Source organism: Citrobacter sp. wls714, assembly GCF_005281025.1.
Classification (GTDB): domain Bacteria; phylum Pseudomonadota; class Gammaproteobacteria; order Enterobacterales; family Enterobacteriaceae; genus Citrobacter; species Citrobacter werkmanii.
Map to the genome: position 1 here is coordinate 196 of NZ_SZWZ01000062.1, position 18,029 is coordinate 18,224.

Here is an 18,029-nt window from a genome sequence, read left to right on the forward strand (position 1 = left end):
AAACGCACGCCAGGCTTGATGCGCTGATGGCCATCATGACCTCGCTGACCGATACCTGCGTGCTGTCCCGCGCGGGGCTGGAAGGGCTTGATGCCATGCAAGACGGCGCTCGCGCCGTGCTGAGTGCAGGTGGTTGCGCCCATCCGGCAGGTCAGGCGGCCTTAGCGGCGCTCGATAGCCACATGTTGGCGCTGAACGCCTCGCCGGGCGGCGCAGCCGATTTGCTTGCCGCCACGCTGTTTCTCGATCGCATCGAATCGCCCTATTTCAAGCATTAAGAGGATGTTATGGAACACATTACGTTAACCGTACCGGCCAGCCGCACCTTAAGCGGCAAAGCGCTGGCAGGCGTTGTGGGCTCCGGGGATATGGAGGTGTTATTCACCGCCGACCAGGGCCAGACGTTAACCATTGATATCACCACTTCCGTCGATAACAGGCGCAGCCGCTGGGAAGCGCTGATTAACCGTCTGCAGACGGTCAGCAGCCTGCCGGCAGGCCAACTGATCATCCACGACTTCGGCGCGACGCCGGGCGTGGCGCGCATCCGTATCGAACAGGTTTTTGAAGAGGTGAGCTATGCGTGATGACCGCAGTTTTATCGAATTAAAAGCGCGTCAGCGCGCACAGGCGCTGCTGGACGAAGGCAGCTACCGTGAACTGCTCGACCCGTTTGAAGGCGTGATGTCGCCGTGGCTCGGCGCGCAGGGCATCGTCCCGCAGGCCGATGACGGCATGGTGGTGGCGAAAGGCACCATTAACGGCAAACCGGCGGTGGTGGTCGCGATTGAAGGCGCGTTCCAGGGCGGCAGCATGGGCGAAGTATCAGGCGCCAAAATGGCAGCGGCGCTGGAGCTGGCGGCGGAAGATAACCGTAACGGCATTCCTACCCAGGCGGTACTGAGCCTGGAAACCGGCGGCGTGCGTTTACAAGAAGCGAACCTCGGTCTGGCGGCGATTGCCGATATTCACGCGGCGATTGTTGACCTGCGCCGTTATACCCCGGTGGTCGGCATTGTCGCCGGGACCGTCGGCTGCTTCGGCGGGATGTCTATCGCCGCCGCGCTGTGCAGCTATCTGATTGTCACCCGTGAAGCGCGTCTGGGCCTGAACGGCCCGCAGGTTATCGAACAGGAAGCCGGGATTGAAGAGTATGACTCCCGCGACCGTCCGTTTATCTGGAGCATGACCGGTGGCGAAATTCGCTACCAAAGCGGGCTGGTGGAAGCGCTGGTCGGCGACGGTGTGAACGCGGTGAAAGCCGCCATGAACGAGGCGCTAGCGAAAGGCGTTCCGGCAAAACATCGCACCGATAACTACGACTGGTATCTCGAACGCCTGACCAACTTCGACACGCGTAAACAGGTCGATACCGAACAGATTCATGCGCTCTTTTCCCGGGAGGTGAAATGATGAGTAACGCAATGAGCCGTGGCCAATTATGGCTGGAAACCCTGGCGCCGAACGCTAAACGTATCGAGGGTCTGTGTCCGTCCGTCCAGGCCGCTGACGGTGAGCTGAACGGTGAAACGGTGCGTTTTATTGCCGTGGTGCCGGACGCGAACAACCACTACCCGCGAGCCGCGAAAGGCGAAGTGGGCCTGCTGGAAGGCTGGACCCTGGCGAAAGTGGTAAGCGAAACCATCGCCGCCGATGCCGATAAAGCCGTGAAGCGCCCGATTGTGGCGGTGATTGACGTGCCGAGCCAGGCCTACGGTCGTCGTGAAGAAGGCTTTGGCATTCACCAGGCGCTGGCCGGTGCCGCAGCGGCGTATGCCAACGCGCGTCTGGCAGGCCACCCGGTGATCGGCCTTATCGTCGGTAAAGCGATGTCCGGGGCATTTCTGGCGCACGGCTACCAGGCAAACCGCCTGATCGCCTTCAACGATAAAGGCGTACTGATTCACGCGATGGGCAAAGAGTCCGCGGCGCGCATCACCCTGCGTACCGTTGAGGCGCTGGAAAAACTGGCGGCAACTATTCCGCCGATGGCGTATGACATCAGCAATTACGCCACCCTGGGGCTGCTGGAAAATCTGCTGGATATCAGCAATCCGGACGCGCCTTCTGCTAGCGATCTGGCGCTGGTGAAAAACACTCTGCAACAGGCCATCAACGACGCGCGTCAGGACCCGACGCTGAAAAGCCGTCTGGGCGCTGACAATCGCCGCAGCTCTGCCCTCGTACGCGAACGCATGCGAGCAAGCTGGTAAGTAAAAAAGAGACCTGCCGGATGTACGACTCCGTGGGTGCAGTGACAGCACCCGCGTGGGTCGCTGCATCTGAAAAATAACAATCATCGCGTCAGTGCTACTTCTTTTAAGATTACAGGTGAAATATGACTTACGTAATTGTTCATGCTCTTGCTCCGATTTTCGTCATCATGCTGCTAGGATTCTGGGCCGGGAAGGCCAAAATGGTGGACAACAAGAATGTCTCCCTGCTCAATATCTTCGTGATGGACTTTGCGTTACCCGCCGCGCTGTTTAGCGCCACGGTACAAACACCGTGGGCCGGCATCGTTGCGCAGTCGCCGCTGATTGTGGTGCTGACGCTGGCGATGTGGATTACCTATGCCGCTATCTACTTTATGGCGACCAAGCTATTCAATAAATCGCCGCAGGATGCCGCCGTGCTGACCCTGACCGTTGCGCTGCCAAACTACGCCGCGCTGGGTCTGCCAATCCTGGGGAGCGTGCTGGGTGAAACCTCTTCTACCTCGCTGTCCGTTGCGGTTTCCATTGCCTGCGGTTCCGTGCTGATGACCCCGTTCTGTTTGCTGATTCTGGAGCGTGAGAAAGCGCGCGCGGAAGGCGGAAACTCCGGTTCTACACTCTCCATGCTGCCGGTGCTGATGTGGCGCTCGATTAAAAAGCCTATCGTCATGGGCCCGCTGCTGGGGGTCATCCTTTCTGCTATTGGTATTAAAATGCCGGAGCTGGTGCTGGCGGCTATTAAACCGCTGGGTCTTTCTGCTACTGCGGCCGCGCTGTTCCTGACCGGTGTGATCCTCTCTGCGCGTAAACTGCAGATCAACACCGTGGTTATTACTTCAACTATCGCCAAGCTGCTGATTCAACCGGCTATTGCCTGGGGTATCGTACTGATTTTCGGTCTGCATGGTTCCGTGGCTATCACCGCTATCCTGATGATTGCGCTGTCCGCGGGCTTCTTCGGTGTGGTATTCGGTAACCGCTTTGGCGTGCAGTCGCCGGATGCAGAAGCCGTGCTGCTGTTGAGCTCGGTACTGTGTATCCTGTCGCTGCCGCTGTTTATCTCGCTGACTTCAGGAATCTAAATCATGAGCACAACATTACGCCCACACGACTTAATCTGGCTGAACGCGCGCGACGCGCTCGAAGATGTCACGGAATCCTGGGTGGATACCGTCTGGCATAGCGGCCTGCCGGTAGTGGTGCGGCGTGATGTTGATGCGCAGGGGCGCATTCCCGTGGGTGTCCGCGGGATGAAACGCGAGCAGCGCGCCGCCGGTTGGGTAAAAGCGGAGGCGGTCGTTCGCGTCTGCTCGCCGGAATCGCTGGTGGATCCGCTGTCGCTGCTGCGTTCGCCCTTTATCTCTCAGCCACCGGTTCAGGTGGCTTTGTTATTGGCGCAGCAGGCGTGGCCGTGGACGTGGGGTATTACCGGGAGTACCGGCTATGCGCTGGCGACCGGGATCCCGGTTATCCACGCGGCAAGCGATCTGGATCTGCTGATCCGCGCGCCGCAGCCGCTCTCCCGTGAGGCGCTGGAGAAGTGGCAGCTGCAGCTGGCAGGCGGGCTGTGCCGGGCAGATACCCAGGTGGATACCCCGCGCGGCGGCTTTGCCCTCAATGAGTGGCTGCGCGATGGAAAAGCGCTGTTAAAAACCTCACAGGGGCCGCAGTTGGTCCGCGACCCGTGGGGCAGGGAGGAGTCATGAAAATTCTGTTTACCTTTCCGGGGCAGGGGACGCAGCACCCAGGGATGCTGCAAAACCTTCCGGGGACGGAGCTGACCCAGGCGCGTGAAGTGCTGGGGGCCGAGGTGGATACGCTGGATAGCCTTGAAGGGTTGAAACATACCCGAGCCGTTCAGCTGTCTCTACTGATTGCCGGCGTTGCCTGGGCGCGTGAGCTGGAACGTCGTGGCGTAGCGCCCGATATCGTGAGCGGGCTGTCGATCGGCGCTTATCCGGCAGCGGTTATCGCGGGTGCGCTGGAATTCAGTGATGCGCTGCGGCTGGTGGCGCTGCGCGGTGATTTGATGGAGCAAGCGTACCCGCATGGTTACGGTCTGACGGCCATTATGGGGCTGACGCTCAATCAGGTGGAAGCGCTGGTGGCTGATAGCGGTACTTACATCGCCAACCTGAATGCGGAAACACAGATTGTTATTGCCGGTACCGATGAAGCGATGGCGGAAGTGGCAAAACGCGCGATGGCAAAAGGGGCAACTAAAGCGCATCGCCTGGCGGTTAGCGTGCCGTCGCATTGTGAACTGCTGGCCGAGCCCGCGCAAAAGTTGGTTGAGGCGTTCAGCCATGTGATGCTTTCCCGCCCACGCTACGCCTACCTGAGCGGCAGTACCGGGCGCGTGCTGTGGCAGCCGGAACGCATTGCCGACGATCTGGCGATGAATATGGCGCGCACGGTGCGTTGGCAGGAGGCGGTTATCTCCGCTAACGAACGTGAAGCGCGGCTGGCGATTGAAATGCCACCCGGTGGCGTGCTGACCTGCCTGACGCGTCAGGCTGCATGGGAAGGGGAGTCTATCGCCCTGGAACGCAGCGGTATGGATGTGGCCGTGCACCTGGCAAAACGCCTTCGTGCGTGATGTGATTGCCCGATGGCGCTGCGCTTATCGGGCCTACAAAACCGGCTCGACACGCGTAGGCCGGGTAAGACGCGAAGCGTCGCCATCCGGCAATCAGGCGTTCTGGTTCAGCGCTCTGGCGTACATGCGCCCTTCAGCGGCCAGCGCCAGCAGGCTTGGGTCGCGCTCGCGGTTGCGGGCAAAGACGATGGCGATAAGCTGCTGCATCTGATACGGCTCAGCCAGTTTTTGTAGCTTCACGGTATTCTCATACATTTTCTTCATTCGCCCCGGCATCAAACAGAAACCCACTCCTGCCTGTACCAGACTGAGCATGGAGAAGATATCGTTCACGCGGGTGACAATCTCCGGCTCGAACCCGGCGATATGAAACGCTTCCTGGAAACCGGCGTAGGTCGCAAACCCTTCCGCCAGCGAGACAAACTTTTCATGGCGATAGTGGCGCAGGTCGGCCTTCGCGGTGGTATCCAGCGCGGCGGACATCGGCGCGGCGAGGTAGATATCGTCGTGGAACAGGGGGAGCACTTCGAGGCTGTTGCGGTCGATTTCGCTTTCTGAAATGGAGATGAGGATGGCGTCCAGCACGCCATCTTCCAGCATCTTCAGCAGCGCTTCGTTGGATCCCATGGTGAGATCCAGCTCCAGGTCCGGACGGCGCAGCTTCATGCCCATAATCAGGTGCGGTACCGTCTCCAGCGTCAGCGAGTAGAGCGTGCCCACACGTAAACGGCCCTGGCCCACGCCTGCCGTTTTGCGCGTCTCTTCCAGCCCGCGCTCCATCAACTGCGTGACTTCCTGACAGTACTCCAGCAGCGTCCACGCCGCCGGTTGGGCAATCAGGTTGCGGCCTTTATGGACGAACAGCGGGCAACGAACGTTCTCTTCCAGCGTGTGCAACGCCCGGTGAACGCTGACGCCGCTGATGTTCAGCGCCTCGGCGGTACGGGCGATGTTGCCCTTCTCCATAAAGGTCATGAAGATGCTCAGCTTGCGGAAGGTAATATCGTTGGTCGTCAGCTGATTCATCATCGTCTTCCTATAGTTAGTCGGCCATCATCTGTTCGAGCTGTTCCTGCGCATCCAGCCAGGCCATTTCACACTCTTCCAGCCCGGATTTTGCGTTCGCCTGCTGCTGCAAACAGGCCGTGAGTTCGGCTTTGCGACTTTGATCGTACAGTTCGCTATCACCGAGTTTTTCTTCCGCCTGCGCCAACTGTGCCTGTAGTTTCTCCATCTCTTTTTCCAGACGGGCGATCTCTTTGCGCAGCGGCTGCGTCAGAGTGCGGAGTTCAGCTTCGCGACGCTTCTGATCCTTACGCGCCTGGGCGCTGTTCACGCTCTCCTTCGCCGGTTCGTCGCTCTGGTTTTCCTGTTTCTGCACATCGCTCAGCCACTGTTGATAATCTTCCAGATCGCCGTCAAACGGCTCGACTTTCTTGTCGTGCACCAGATAGAGGTCGTCGGTCGTGGAGCGAATCAGATGACGGTCGTGCGAGACCACGACCAGCGCGCCTTCGAAATCGATCAGCGCTTCGGTCAGCGCCTGACGCATATCCAAATCCAGGTGGTTAGTCGGTTCATCAAGCAGCAGCAGGTTCGGGCGCTGCCAGACGATCAGTGCCAGCACCAGACGCGCTTTTTCACCACCGGAGAAGCGGGCGGTCTGTTCGCTGACTTTATCGCCCTGGAAGCCGAAGCCGCCGAGGTAGTCGCGCAGTTTCTGCTCCAGCTCCTGCGGCGCCATGCGCGCCAGGTGCTGGATGGGCGATTCATCGGCACGTAAAAACTCCAGCTGATGCTGTGCGAAGTAACCCAGTTTAATGCCCTTGGCGAGCCCGATTTCACCGCTGATGGGGGCCAGTTCGCCCGCCAGCAGCTTAATCAGGGTTGATTTACCCGCGCCGTTACGACCGAGCAGGCCGATGCGTGAACCCGGCACCAGATTCAGTTTGATCGAATCGAGAATGACGCGATCGCCATAGCCGGCGCTGACCTTCTCCATCTTCAAGAGCGGGTTTGGCAGGCTTTCCGGTTGACGGAAGCTGAAGTGGAACGGGTTGTCGACATGCGCAGGGGCAATTAGCTCCATGCGTTCCAGCATTTTGATACGGCTCTGCGCCTGTTTTGCTTTCGTTGCTTTAGCGCGGAAACGATCGATATAGCTTTGCAGATGCGCCACACGCTCCTGCTGACTTTCGTACATCGCCTGTTGCTGCGCGAGGCGGGTGGCGCGCTGGATTTCAAACGCGCTGTAGTTGCCGGTGTACTCGAACATGGTTTGTTGTTCGATATGAATAATTTTATCTACTACCGGATCGAGGAAATCGCGGTCGTGGGAAATCAAAATCAGCGTACCCTGATAGCTTTTCAGCCATCTTTCCAGCCAGATCACTGCGTCAAGATCGAGGTGGTTGGTCGGTTCATCAAGCAGCAGAAGGTCTGAACGGCAAATCAGCGCCTGGGCCAGGTTAAGACGCATACGCCAGCCGCCGGAAAAATCGCTGACCGGACGTTCAAGCTGTTCATTGGAGAAGCCGAGGCCATGCAGCAGGCTTGCCGCGCGTGAGCGTACGGTCCAGGCGTCAATGGCATCCAGCTTGCCATGGACGGTGGCAATAGCGTGTCCATCGTTACGTTCGTTGGCATCGTTCAACTGCGCTTCCAGTTGACGATACTCGCGGTCGCCGTCAATCACGTACTCCAGCGCGGGCTGTGGCAATGCTGGCGTTTCCTGATTAACCCAGGCGAGCTGCCAGTTTCCTGGATAGGTAAATCCTCCGGCGTCAGCGCTGATTTCATTTTTCAGCAATGCCAGCAGAGTAGATTTACCGCAGCCATTTTTGCCCACCAGACCAACTTTCTGCCCTGGATTAATGGTGGCCGTGGCATTGTCCAGCAAGACGCGCACGCCGCGACGAATTTGTAACGATGAGAAAACAATCATAAGGCGCCGTATGTTCAGACTATGTTAATTTATCATTATGATAATGTAATGTGTGGGCCGTTTGCCGCACCGAGGCGCCATGGTAGCCCAAAACGTCGAAAATAGACAAAAGACAAAACCGGGAGGGGGATGATGTTCCAGCCAGCGAAAGTGTTGCTGCTGTATGCCCATCCGGAATCTCAGGACTCGGTCGCGAACCGGGTACTGCTTAAACCGGCCATGCAGCTCAGTAATGTTACCGTGCACGATCTTTACGCGCACTATCCTGATTTTTTTATCGACATTCCGCATGAGCAGGCGCTGCTGAGTGAGCATGATGTGATTGTTTTTCAACATCCTCTCTATACCTATAGCTGCCCGGCGCTGTTAAAGGAGTGGTTTGACCGCGTACTGAGCCGCGGATTTGCCAGCGGTCCCGGAGGGAACCAACTGGCGGGAAAGTACTGGCGAAGCGTCATCACCACCGGTGAACCGGAGAGCGCGTACCGTTATGACGCGCTGAATCGTTATCCGATGAGCGATGTACTGCGCCCTTTTGAACTAACGGCCGGTATGTGCCGCATGCACTGGATGAGCCCAATCATTGTTTACTGGGCAAGGCGGCAAACGAAGCAGGAGCTGTACAGTCATGCTAAAGCGTACGGTGACTGGCTGGTGAATCCGATTCCTGTGGGAGGCCGCTGATGGAAGGCTCTGATTTATTGACAGCGGGAGTGTTGTTCCTCTTCGCGGCGGTAGCTGCGGTGCCGCTGGCATCGCGGCTGGGTATTGGCCCGGTATTAGGGTACTTGCTGGCGGGGATCGCTATCGGCCCGTGGGGATTAGGATTCATTAGCGATGTGGATGAAATTCTGCACTTTTCCGAACTGGGCGTCGTCTTTTTGATGTTCATCATTGGGCTGGAACTTAACCCGGCCAAGTTATGGCAATTGCGGCGTTCAATTTTTGGCGTCGGTGCCGCGCAGGTGATGTTGAGCGCAGTGGTACTTGCTGGCTTGCTGATGCTTACCGCATTCTCCTGGCAAGCGGCAGTGGTCGGCGGCATTGGTCTGGCGATGTCATCGACCGCTATGGCGCTACAGTTGATGCGCGAAAAAGGCATGAACCGTAGCGAATCCGGGCAACTGGGTTTTTCGGTACTGCTGTTCCAGGATTTGGCAGTGATCCCCGCACTGGCGCTGGTTCCCCTGCTGGCGGGGTCTGCCGATGAACATTTTGACTGGATCAAAGTGGGCATGAAGGTGTTGGCTTTCGCCGGCATGTTGATTGGCGGACGCTATTTGCTGCGCCCTGTTTTCCGCTTCATTGCGGGTTCTGGCGTGCGGGAAGTGTTCACCGCCGCTACGCTGCTGCTAGTACTGGGTTCTGCGCTATTTATGGATGCGCTGGGATTGTCGATGGCGCTGGGAACGTTTATCGCGGGCGTGCTGCTGGCGGAAAGCGAATACCGCCATGAGCTGGAAACGGCAATCGATCCGTTTAAAGGCCTGCTGCTCGGCCTGTTTTTTATCTCCGTTGGGATGTCGCTCAATCTCGGCGTGCTCTATACCCATATTCTGTGGGTAGCGGCGAGCGTAATCGTGCTGGTGGTCGTAAAAATGCTGGTGCTGTATGTGCTGGCACGACTGAACGGCATGAGAAGCTCTGAACGAATGCAGTTTGCCGGCGTGTTAAGCCAGGGCGGTGAATTCGCTTTCGTGCTGTTTTCAACGGCATCCTCGCAACGGCTGTTTCAGGGCGATCAAATGGCGCTACTGCTGGTGACCGTCACGTTATCTATGATGACCACGCCGCTGGTGATGAAGCTGATTGATAAATGGCTCTCCCGCCAGTTTAACGGCCCGGATGAAGAAGATGAAAAACCCTGGGTGGAGGATGATAAACCGCAGGTCATTGTCGTGGGGTTTGGACGCTTTGGTCAGGTTATTGGTCGCTTACTGATGGCCAATAAAATGCGTATTACCGTCCTGGAGCGAGATATCAGCGCTGTGAATCTGATGCGCAAATATGGCTATAAGGTCTATTACGGAGATGCCACCCAAGTGGATCTGTTGCGTTCTGCGGGGGCAGAGGCGGCGCAATCCATCGTCATTACCTGTAATGAACCCGAAGACACCATGAAACTGGTGGAGCTTTGCCAACAATACTTTCCGCATTTGCATATTCTTGCGCGAGCGCGCGGACGTGTAGAGGCGCATGAGTTATTACAGGCCGGAGTGACGCAGTTTTCCCGCGAAACGTTCTCCAGTGCGCTGGAGTTGGGGCGTAAAACGCTGGTCACGTTGGGGATGCATCCGCACCAGGCTCAGCGCGCTCAGCTGCATTTTCGGCGGCTCGATATGCGCATGTTGCGGGAACTGATTCCCATGCATACAGACACGGTACAAATCTCGCGAGCCAGGGAAGCCCGGCGTGAACTGGAGGAAATTTTCCAACGTGAGATGCAGCAAGAGCGGCGTCAGCTGGATGGCTGGGATGAATTTGAGTAGAGGTAATCATGGCAATTCGTAAACGTTTTATTGCAGGCGCAAAATGTCCGTCCTGCCAGGCGCAGGATACGCTGGCGATGTGGCGCGAAAATAATATCGATATTGTTGAGTGTGTTAAGTGCGGGCATCAGATGCGGGAAGCCGATAAAGAGGCGCGCGAACATGTTCGCAAAGAAGAGCAAGTGATCGGGATTTTTCATCCGGACTAGCGATATGGCGCAGCTTTTTTTAAGCTAGAGGGTACACGGGTGCAGAATTCCGCTACAATCTGCGCCACTATTCTTTCCATGCTCAGGAGATATCATGAAAGTAGCAAAGGACCTGGTGGTCAGCCTGGCCTATCAGGTACGTACAGAAGACGGTGTGTTGGTTGATGAGTCTCCGGTGAGTGCACCGCTGGACTACCTGCATGGTCACGGTTCCCTGATTTCTGGCCTGGAAACAGCGCTGGACGGTCATGAAGTTGGCGACAAATTCGACGTTGCTGTTGGCGCAAACGACGCGTACGGTCAGTACGACGAAAACCTGGTGCAGCGCGTTCCTAAAGACGTCTTCATGGGCGTTGACGAACTGCAGGTTGGCATGCGTTTCCTGGCTGAAACTGACCAGGGTCCAGTACCGGTAGAAATTACCGAAGTGGAAGACGACCACGTTGTGGTTGACGGTAACCACATGCTGGCTGGCCAGAACCTGAAATTCAACGTAGAAGTTGTTGCTATCCGCGAAGCGACCGAAGAAGAACTGGCTCATGGCCACGTTCACGGCGCGCACGGTCACGACCACGATCATGACCACGGTCACGATGGTTGCTGCGGTGGTCACGGCCACGACCATGGTCACGAGCACGGTGGCGAAGGCTGCTGCGGCGGTGGCGGTAAAGGTAACGGCGGCGGCTGCGGTTGCCACTAATACCCTTCGTCTTTCAACCCACAGCGGTGTTGGCTGCGCTTTCAAATCCCGGTCACATAGTTATCTATGCTCCCGGGACTTCCTCAAGCTTGCCGCCTTGCTGTGATTTGAAATCCTTTGGGTATATGTGAGTAGGCCTGCTAAGCGTTCGCGCTATCGGGCACAAAAAAAGCGGGATATTCCCGCTTTTTTTACGTCTTAATAATGTGGCGGCGGGGTCTCTTCGGACTGAGACGCGATGTGGGACGGCTGCGTGGCTTTCAGCTTCTCAGTCAGCAGACGCAAATGATCGCGTAGTTTGGCCATTTCCAGTTCATGCGCAGTTACCGTCACGTTGAGCTCTTCAATGGTGATTTCCTGAAATGCCAGGCGGCTTTCCAGCTCGGCCAGGCGAGTTTCCAATGTTGTATCCTGCATGATTCACCTCTTTCTTTTTTCTCCGGCAGATCGCGGACTGCGGCGAATTCTACTTAACTTTGCCTGTTTGCACAGCACTCAATCTTCAGCAACGAAACTAATTTAAACAAAAAGAGTCTGAAAAGTGGTGATAATAGGGCGTGCCTGTATGTTGATTTGTTCTGCAACGCTTTATAGTACATTTTTATGTTAGATAACCCTGGGGTGAGATGCCCCGGCCCTGGAGAGATGGATGAAATCACTGTTTAAAGTAACGCTGCTGGCGACCACAATGGCTGTTGCTCTGCATGCCCCGATCACCTTCGCTGCTGATGCTGCGAAACCAGCCGCTACTGCTGACAGCAAAGCAGCATTCAAGAATGACGACCAAAAAGCCGCTTACGCGCTGGGCGCGTCCCTGGGTCGTTATATGGAAAACTCCCTGAAAGAGCAGGAAAAGCTGGGCATCAAACTGGATAAAGATCAGCTGATCGCTGGCGTTCAGGATGCGTTTGCTGACAAGAGCAAACTGTCCGACCAGGAAATCGAACAAACTCTGCAGGCGTTTGAAGCGCGTGTGAAGAGTTCCGCTCAGGCGAAAATGGAAAAAGACGCGGCTGACAATGAAGCCAAAGGTAAAGTTTACCGTGAGAAATTTGCTAAAGAGAAAGGCGTTAAAACCTCTTCCACTGGCTTGATCTACAAAGTAGAGAAAGAAGGTACTGGCGCAGCGCCGAAAGACAGCGATACCGTGGTTGTAAACTACAAAGGTACGCTGATTGATGGTAAAGAGTTTGACAACTCCTACACCCGTGGCGAGCCGCTCTCTTTCCGTCTTGATGGTGTTATCCCTGGCTGGACCGAAGGCCTGAAAAATATCAAGAAAGGCGGTAAAATTCAGCTGGTTATCCCACCGGATCTGGCTTACGGCAAAACCGGCGTTCCGGGTATTCCGGCCAACTCTACGCTGGTGTTTGATGTTGAACTGTTAGACATCAAACCGGCACCGAAAGCCGAGGCGCAGCCAGATGCTGCACCGGCCGATAAAGCTGCAGACAGCAGCAAAAAGTAAGCGAACAGTAACCGCCGCCCACAGGGCGGCGGTTTTTTATTATCGACAGGATATAATTAATACTGGAAAGCGCCTTGTGCGCTGTATTACTTTAGATGCCCCTATAATAGTGATGAGCCTGCCCTGACAACATAACGACAGGCTCCTGAAAAGGAGTGCTTTTTTTCATGTCCAGGTCGCTTTTAACCAACGAAACCAGTGAGCTAGATTTACTGGATCAACGTCCTTTCGATCAAACTGACTTCGATATCCTTAAATCCTATGAAGCGGTAGTGGACGGGTTGGCGATGCTCATTGGTTCCCATTGTGAAATCGTATTGCACTCTTTGCAGGATTTGAAATGCTCGGCTATCCGCATTGCGAACGGTGAACACACGGGCCGTAAAATTGGCTCACCGATAACCGACCTTGCATTGCGTATGCTGCATGATATGACGGGTGCGGATAGCAGCGTGTCGAAGTGTTACTTCACGCGCGCGAAAAGCGGTGTCTTGATGAAGTCGGTGACGATTGCCATTCGTAACCGAGAGCATCGCGTGATTGGTCTGCTGTGCATCAACATGAACCTCGATGTGCCATTCTCGCAGATAATGAATACCTTTATCCCACCGGAAACCCCGGAAGTGGGTTCTGCCGTGAACTTTGCTTCTTCTGTAGAAGATTTGGTCACCCAGACGCTGGAATTCACGATCGAAGAAGTGAATGCCGATCGCAATGTTTCCAATAATGCGAAAAACCGCCAGATTGTCCTGAATCTGTATGAGAAAGGTATCTTCGATATTAAAGATGCGATTAACCAGGTCGCCGATCGGTTGAATATCTCCAAGCACACGGTCTACCTCTATATTCGCCAGTTCAAAAGCGGCGATTTCCAGGGGCAAGACAAGTAATGCGCTTTACCATCATGGTGACGGGACCTGCTTATGGCACACAGCAGGCGAGTAGCGCGTTGCAATTTGCCCACGCGCTACTTAAAGAAGGGCATGAGTTATGCAGCGTCTTTTTCTATCGTGAAGGTGTGTATAACGCTAACTTCCTGACTTCGCCCGCCAGCGATGAGTATGATCTGGTACGGGCCTGGCAACAGCTGAATCAACAATATGGCGTGACGCTGAATATCTGCGTTGCAGCGGCGTTGCGTCGTGGTGTTGTTGATGAGGCTGAAGCAAAGCGGCTTGGACTGGCAGGTGCTAATTTACAATCAGGTTTTAATCTCAGCGGGCTGGGTTCGCTGGCTGAGGCGTCCTTGACCTGCGATCGCGTGGTGCAGTTTTAATGAAACGTGTTGCTTTTGTCTTTTCTACCGTGCCGCACGGCAGCGCATCCGGCCGTGAAGGGTTAGATGCATTACTGGCGACATCTGCGCTCACGGAAGATCTCGGCGTGTTTTTTATCGGCGATGGCGTCTTCCAGATCCTCCAGGGTCAACAACCGGACGTCGTTCTGGCACGAGACTATATCGCAACGTTCAAGCTGTTGGGGTTGTACGATATCGATCAATGTTGGCTTTGCGCCGCCTCATTACGTGAGCGGGGGCTTCAGCAGGGTGTTAATTTTGTGGTTGATGCCACGGCGCTGGAACCTGAAGATTTACGCCGTGAGCTAGGCAACTATGACGTCATTTTAAGGTTTTGAGACTCTCATGCTGCACACACTACACCGCTCCGCGTGGCTTACCGATTTCTCCTCTCTTCTTCGCCTGATTGAAAAAGACGATGAACTTTTATTGCTCCAGGATGGCGTGACGGCGGCAATAGAAGGAAGCCGTTTCCTTGAAAGTCTGCAAAACGCCTCCATTAAGGTCTCTGTGCTGGAAGAAGACATTAAAGCTCGCGGGTTAGATGGTCAAATTTCAGACAGTGTCGTCAGGGTTAGCTATACTGACTTCGTCAGACTTACGGTGAAGCATCCCAACCAGATGTCCTGGTAATTGCGGGATCGTTGTATATTTCTTGACACCTTTTCGACACCGACCTAAAATTCTGCGTCCTCATATTGTATGAGGTCGTTTTATTACGTGTTTACGAAGCAAAAGCTAAAACCAGGAGCTATTTAATGGCAACAGTTAACCAGCTGGTACGCAAACCACGTGCACGCAAAGTTGCAAAAAGCAACGTGCCTGCGCTGGAAGCATGCCCGCAGAAACGTGGCGTATGTACTCGTGTATATACTACCACCCCTAAAAAACCGAACTCCGCACTGCGTAAAGTTTGCCGTGTTCGTTTGACTAACGGTTTTGAAGTGACTTCCTACATCGGTGGTGAAGGTCACAACCTGCAGGAGCACTCCGTGATCCTGATCCGTGGCGGTCGTGTAAAAGACCTCCCGGGTGTTCGTTACCACACCGTTCGTGGTGCGCTTGACTGCTCCGGCGTTAAAGACCGTAAGCAATCACGTTCCAAGTATGGCGTGAAACGTCCTAAGGCTTAATGGTTCTCCGTTAAGTAAGGCCAAACGTTTTATATTAATGTCAAACTAAACTCTTAGAGTTTTGGACAATCCTGAATTAACAACGGAGTATTTCCATGCCACGTCGTCGCGTCATTGGTCAGCGTAAAATTCTGCCGGATCCGAAGTTCGGATCAGAACTGCTGGCTAAATTTGTAAATATCCTGATGGTAGATGGTAAAAAATCTACTGCCGAAACTATCGTATACAGCGCGCTGGAGACCCTGGCTCAGCGTTCTGGTAAAAACGAACTGGAAGCTTTCGAAGTAGCTCTCGAAAACGTGCGCCCGACTGTCGAAGTTAAGTCTCGCCGCGTTGGTGGTTCTACTTATCAGGTACCAGTTGAAGTCCGTCCGGTCCGTCGTAATGCCCTGGCAATGCGTTGGATCGTTGAAGCTGCTCGTAAACGCGGTGATAAATCCATGGCTCTGCGCCTGGCGAACGAACTTTCTGATGCTGCAGAAAACAAAGGTACTGCAGTTAAGAAACGTGAAGACGTTCACCGTATGGCAGAAGCCAACAAGGCGTTCGCACACTACCGTTGGTAATCCCTTCGGAGTTTTAGTCACCAGGCGGGCGCTTCTAGTAAGCAGCCCGCTTTGGGCTACTTAAATTGAACGCCTAAAAGATAAACGAGGAATCAAATGGCTCGTACAACACCCATCGCGCGCTACCGTAACATCGGTATCAGTGCGCACATCGACGCCGGTAAAACCACTACTACCGAACGTATTCTGTTCTACACCGGTGTAAACCATAAAATCGGTGAAGTTCATGACGGCGCTGCCACCATGGACTGGATGGAGCAGGAGCAGGAGCGTGGTATTACTATCACCTCCGCAGCGACTACTGCATTCTGGTCTGGTATGGCTAAGCAGTATGAACCGCATCGCGTAAACATCATCGACACCCCGGGGCACGTTGACTTCACTATCGAAGTAGAACGTTCCATGCGTGTGCTTGATGGTGCAGTAATGGTTTACTGCGCAGTTGGTGGTGTTCAGCCTCAGTCTGAAACCGTATGGCGTCAGGCAAACAAATATAAAGTTCCGCGCATTGCGTTCGTTAACAAAATGGACCGTATGGGTGCGAACTTCCTGAAAGTTGTTGGTCAGATCAAAACCCGTCTGGGCGCGAACCCTGTTCCGCTGCAGCTGGCGATTGGCGCTGAAGAAGCGTTCACCGGTGTTGTTGACCTGGTGAAAATGAAAGCCATCAACTGGAACGAAGAAGATGCAGGCGTAACCTTCACTTATGAAGATATCCCGGCTGACATGCAGGAACTGGCTGACGAATGGCACCAGAACCTGATCGAGTCCGCTGCAGAAGCTTCAGAAGAGCTGATGGAGAAATACCTGGGTGGTGAAGAACTGACTGAAGAAGAGATCAAAAAAGCTCTGCGTCAGCGTGTTCTGAACAACGAAATCATCCTGGTAACCTGTGGTTCTGCGTTTAAGAACAAAGGTGTTCAGGCGATGCTGGATGCGGTAATTGATTACCTGCCATCCCCAGTCGACGTACCTGCGATCAACGGTATTCTGGACGACGGTAAAGATACTCCGGCTGAGCGTCACGCTAGCGATGATGAGCCGTTTGCTGCTCTGGCATTCAAAATCGCTACTGACCCGTTCGTGGGTAACCTGACCTTCTTCCGTGTGTACTCTGGTGTGGTTAACTCCGGTGACACCATCCTGAACTCCGTGAAAACTGCACGTGAGCGTTTTGGCCGTATCGTTCAGATGCACGCCAACAAACGTGAAGAGATCAAAGAAGTTCGCGCGGGCGATATCGCTGCTGCAATCGGTCTGAAAGACGTGACCACTGGTGACACTCTGTGTGACCCGGATCACCCGATCATTCTGGAACGTATGGAATTCCCTGAGCCGGTAATCTCCATCGCGGTAGAACCGAAAACCAAAGCTGACCAGGAAAAAATGGGTCTGGCTCTGGGGCGTCTGGCTAAAGAAGACCCGTCTTTCCGCGTATGGACTGACGAAGAATCTAACCAGACTATTATCGCTGGTATGGGTGAACTGCACCTCGACATCATCGTTGACCGTATGAAGCGTGAATTCAACGTTGAAGCGAACGTCGGTAAACCTCAGGTTGCTTACCGCGAAGCGATTCGCGCGAAAGTTACCGATATCGAAGGTAAACACGCCAAGCAGTCTGGTGGTCGCGGTCAGTACGGTCATGTTGTTATCGACATGTACCCGCTGGAGCCGGGTTCAAACCCGAAAGGCTACGAGTTCATCAACGACATCAAAGGTGGTGTAATTCCTGGCGAATACATCCCGGCCGTTGATAAAGGCATCCAGGAACAGCTGAAATCCGGCCCACTGGCTGGTTACCCGGTTGTTGATCTGGGCGTGCGTCTGCACTTCGGTTCTTACCATGACGTTGACTCCTCTGAGCTGGCGTTTAAACTGGCCGCTTCTATCGCCTTCAAAGATGGCTTTAAGAAAGCGAAACCAGTTCTGCTTGAGCCTATCATGAAGGTTGAAGTAGAGACTCCGGAAGAGAACACCGGTGACGTTATCGGTGACTTGAGCCGCCGTCGTGGTATGCTTCGTGGACAGGAATCCAACGTCACTGGCGTTGTTATCCATGCTGAAGTTCCGCTGTCTGAAATGTTCGGATATGCAACCCAGCTGCGTTCTCTGACCAAAGGCCGTGCTTCTTACTCCATGGAGTTCCTGAAGTACGACGATGCGCCGAACAACGTTGCTCAGGCCGTTATTGAAGCCCGTGGTAAATAAGCCACAGGATTAAAACCTAAGTCCCGTGCTCTCTCCATAGGGGAGAGCACTATAGTAAGGAATATAGCCGTGTCTAAAGAAAAATTTGAACGTACAAAACCGCACGTTAACGTCGGCACCATCGGCCACGTTGACCACGGTAAAACTACCCTGACCGCTGCAATCACCACCGTACTGGCTAAAACCTACGGCGGTGC

Annotated in this window: 23 protein-coding genes; 20 read left to right on the forward strand and 3 right to left on the reverse strand. The window is 54.7% G+C overall.

Features of this window, described 5'->3' with window-relative positions; all coding sequences use genetic code 11:
* The 7 genes from FDX11_RS12295 to mdcH form a co-directional block, all read left to right on the forward strand.
* On the forward strand, positions 1-278 hold a 278-nt coding region (locus tag FDX11_RS12295), incomplete at its 5' end, for a triphosphoribosyl-dephospho-CoA synthase (protein WP_212734564.1).
* Positions 279-287: 9 nt separating this feature from the next.
* Complete coding sequence (mdcC, locus tag FDX11_RS12300) at positions 288-587, forward strand: malonate decarboxylase acyl carrier protein (RefSeq protein ID WP_137397989.1); 300 nt, start codon at positions 288-290, stop codon at positions 585-587.
* Entirely contained in the window at positions 580-1,413 is an 834-nt protein-coding gene (locus FDX11_RS12305) for a biotin-independent malonate decarboxylase subunit beta (RefSeq protein WP_137397990.1), read from the forward strand. Before mdcC ends, FDX11_RS12305 begins: the two co-directional genes overlap by 8 nt.
* A complete protein-coding gene (mdcE, locus tag FDX11_RS12310) occupies positions 1,413-2,213 on the forward strand; it encodes a biotin-independent malonate decarboxylase subunit gamma (RefSeq protein ID WP_137397993.1) in 801 nt (266 codons plus the stop codon). The genes FDX11_RS12305 and mdcE overlap by 1 nt, the downstream gene beginning before the upstream one ends.
* 125 nt (positions 2,214-2,338) lie before the next feature.
* Entirely contained in the window at positions 2,339-3,298 is a 960-nt protein-coding gene (locus tag FDX11_RS12315; protein WP_137397991.1) for an AEC family transporter, read from the forward strand.
* A gap of 3 nt (positions 3,299-3,301) precedes the next feature.
* Entirely contained in the window at positions 3,302-3,922 is a 621-nt protein-coding gene (locus tag FDX11_RS12320) for a malonate decarboxylase holo-ACP synthase (protein ID WP_042312067.1), read from the forward strand.
* Positions 3,919-4,815: a malonate decarboxylase subunit epsilon gene (gene mdcH / locus FDX11_RS12325; RefSeq protein ID WP_137397992.1), complete on the forward strand. Its 897-nt coding sequence runs from the start codon at positions 3,919-3,921 to the stop codon at positions 4,813-4,815. The genes FDX11_RS12320 and mdcH overlap by 4 nt, the downstream gene beginning before the upstream one ends.
* A gap of 93 nt (positions 4,816-4,908) precedes the next feature.
* Here mdcH and FDX11_RS12330 read toward each other — a convergent pair whose 3' ends face one another.
* Complete coding sequence (locus FDX11_RS12330) at positions 4,909-5,841, reverse strand: LysR family transcriptional regulator (RefSeq protein ID WP_137397994.1); 933 nt, start codon at positions 5,839-5,841, stop codon at positions 4,909-4,911.
* A gap of 16 nt (positions 5,842-5,857) precedes the next feature.
* A complete protein-coding gene (locus FDX11_RS12335) occupies positions 5,858-7,759 on the reverse strand; it encodes an ABC transporter ATP-binding protein (protein WP_137365796.1) in 1,902 nt (633 codons plus the stop codon).
* Positions 7,760-7,891: 132 nt separating this feature from the next.
* Here FDX11_RS12335 and kefG point away from each other — a divergent pair, with 132 nt between their 5' ends.
* From kefG to slyD, 4 genes are all read left to right on the forward strand, one after another.
* Positions 7,892-8,443, forward strand: a complete 552-nt coding sequence (kefG, locus tag FDX11_RS12340) for a glutathione-regulated potassium-efflux system ancillary protein KefG (RefSeq protein ID WP_137397995.1) — start codon at positions 7,892-7,894, stop codon at positions 8,441-8,443.
* Entirely contained in the window at positions 8,443-10,248 is a 1,806-nt protein-coding gene (kefB, locus tag FDX11_RS12345; RefSeq protein ID WP_038634774.1) for a glutathione-regulated potassium-efflux system protein KefB, read from the forward strand. The genes kefG and kefB overlap by 1 nt, the downstream gene beginning before the upstream one ends.
* A gap of 8 nt (positions 10,249-10,256) precedes the next feature.
* Positions 10,257-10,457 carry a YheV family putative zinc ribbon protein gene (locus FDX11_RS12350; protein ID WP_016154768.1) on the forward strand — a complete coding sequence of 67 codons (201 nt, stop codon included), beginning with the start codon at positions 10,257-10,259 and terminating at the stop codon, positions 10,455-10,457.
* A gap of 94 nt (positions 10,458-10,551) precedes the next feature.
* Positions 10,552-11,157 carry a peptidylprolyl isomerase gene (gene slyD, locus FDX11_RS12355; protein WP_003023634.1) on the forward strand — a complete coding sequence of 202 codons (606 nt, stop codon included), beginning with the start codon at positions 10,552-10,554 and terminating at the stop codon, positions 11,155-11,157.
* A gap of 198 nt (positions 11,158-11,355) precedes the next feature.
* Here slyD and FDX11_RS12360 read toward each other — a convergent pair whose 3' ends face one another.
* Positions 11,356-11,574 carry a protein SlyX gene (locus FDX11_RS12360; RefSeq protein WP_038634770.1) on the reverse strand — a complete coding sequence of 73 codons (219 nt, stop codon included), beginning with the start codon at positions 11,572-11,574 and terminating at the stop codon, positions 11,356-11,358.
* Positions 11,575-11,806: 232 nt separating this feature from the next.
* Here FDX11_RS12360 and fkpA point away from each other — a divergent pair, with 232 nt between their 5' ends.
* The 9 genes from fkpA to FDX11_RS12405 all read left to right on the forward strand — a co-directional run.
* The gene (gene fkpA / locus FDX11_RS12365) at positions 11,807-12,625 is read left to right on the forward strand and encodes an FKBP-type peptidyl-prolyl cis-trans isomerase (RefSeq protein ID WP_042312080.1); all 819 of its coding nucleotides are present in this window, start codon (positions 11,807-11,809) and stop codon (positions 12,623-12,625) included.
* Between the two features lie 167 nt (positions 12,626-12,792).
* Positions 12,793-13,515: a transcriptional regulator gene (locus tag FDX11_RS12370; RefSeq protein WP_003023643.1), complete on the forward strand. Its 723-nt coding sequence runs from the start codon at positions 12,793-12,795 to the stop codon at positions 13,513-13,515.
* On the forward strand, positions 13,515-13,901 hold the full coding sequence (gene tusD / locus FDX11_RS12375; RefSeq protein ID WP_042312083.1) for a sulfurtransferase complex subunit TusD: 387 nt from the start codon (positions 13,515-13,517) through the stop codon (positions 13,899-13,901). Before FDX11_RS12370 ends, tusD begins: the two co-directional genes overlap by 1 nt.
* Positions 13,901-14,260: a sulfurtransferase complex subunit TusC gene (tusC, locus tag FDX11_RS12380; RefSeq protein ID WP_042312086.1), complete on the forward strand. Its 360-nt coding sequence runs from the start codon at positions 13,901-13,903 to the stop codon at positions 14,258-14,260. Before tusD ends, tusC begins: the two co-directional genes overlap by 1 nt.
* A gap of 7 nt (positions 14,261-14,267) precedes the next feature.
* Positions 14,268-14,555 (forward strand): sulfurtransferase complex subunit TusB, encoded by a 288-nt coding sequence (gene tusB / locus FDX11_RS12385; RefSeq protein WP_038634759.1) that lies wholly within the window; start codon positions 14,268-14,270, stop codon positions 14,553-14,555.
* Between the two features lie 125 nt (positions 14,556-14,680).
* Positions 14,681-15,055: a 30S ribosomal protein S12 gene (gene rpsL / locus FDX11_RS12390; protein WP_003023654.1), complete on the forward strand. Its 375-nt coding sequence runs from the start codon at positions 14,681-14,683 to the stop codon at positions 15,053-15,055.
* A gap of 95 nt (positions 15,056-15,150) precedes the next feature.
* The gene (rpsG, locus tag FDX11_RS12395; protein WP_003023657.1) at positions 15,151-15,621 is read left to right on the forward strand and encodes a 30S ribosomal protein S7; all 471 of its coding nucleotides are present in this window, start codon (positions 15,151-15,153) and stop codon (positions 15,619-15,621) included.
* Positions 15,622-15,717: 96 nt separating this feature from the next.
* Positions 15,718-17,832, forward strand: coding sequence for an elongation factor G (gene fusA, locus FDX11_RS12400; RefSeq protein ID WP_038634754.1), 2,115 nt, complete (start codon positions 15,718-15,720; stop codon positions 17,830-17,832).
* 69 nt (positions 17,833-17,901) lie between these two features.
* Positions 17,902-18,029: GTP-binding protein (locus tag FDX11_RS12405; RefSeq protein ID WP_000031651.1), on the forward strand; the 128-nt coding region annotated here is incomplete at its 3' end.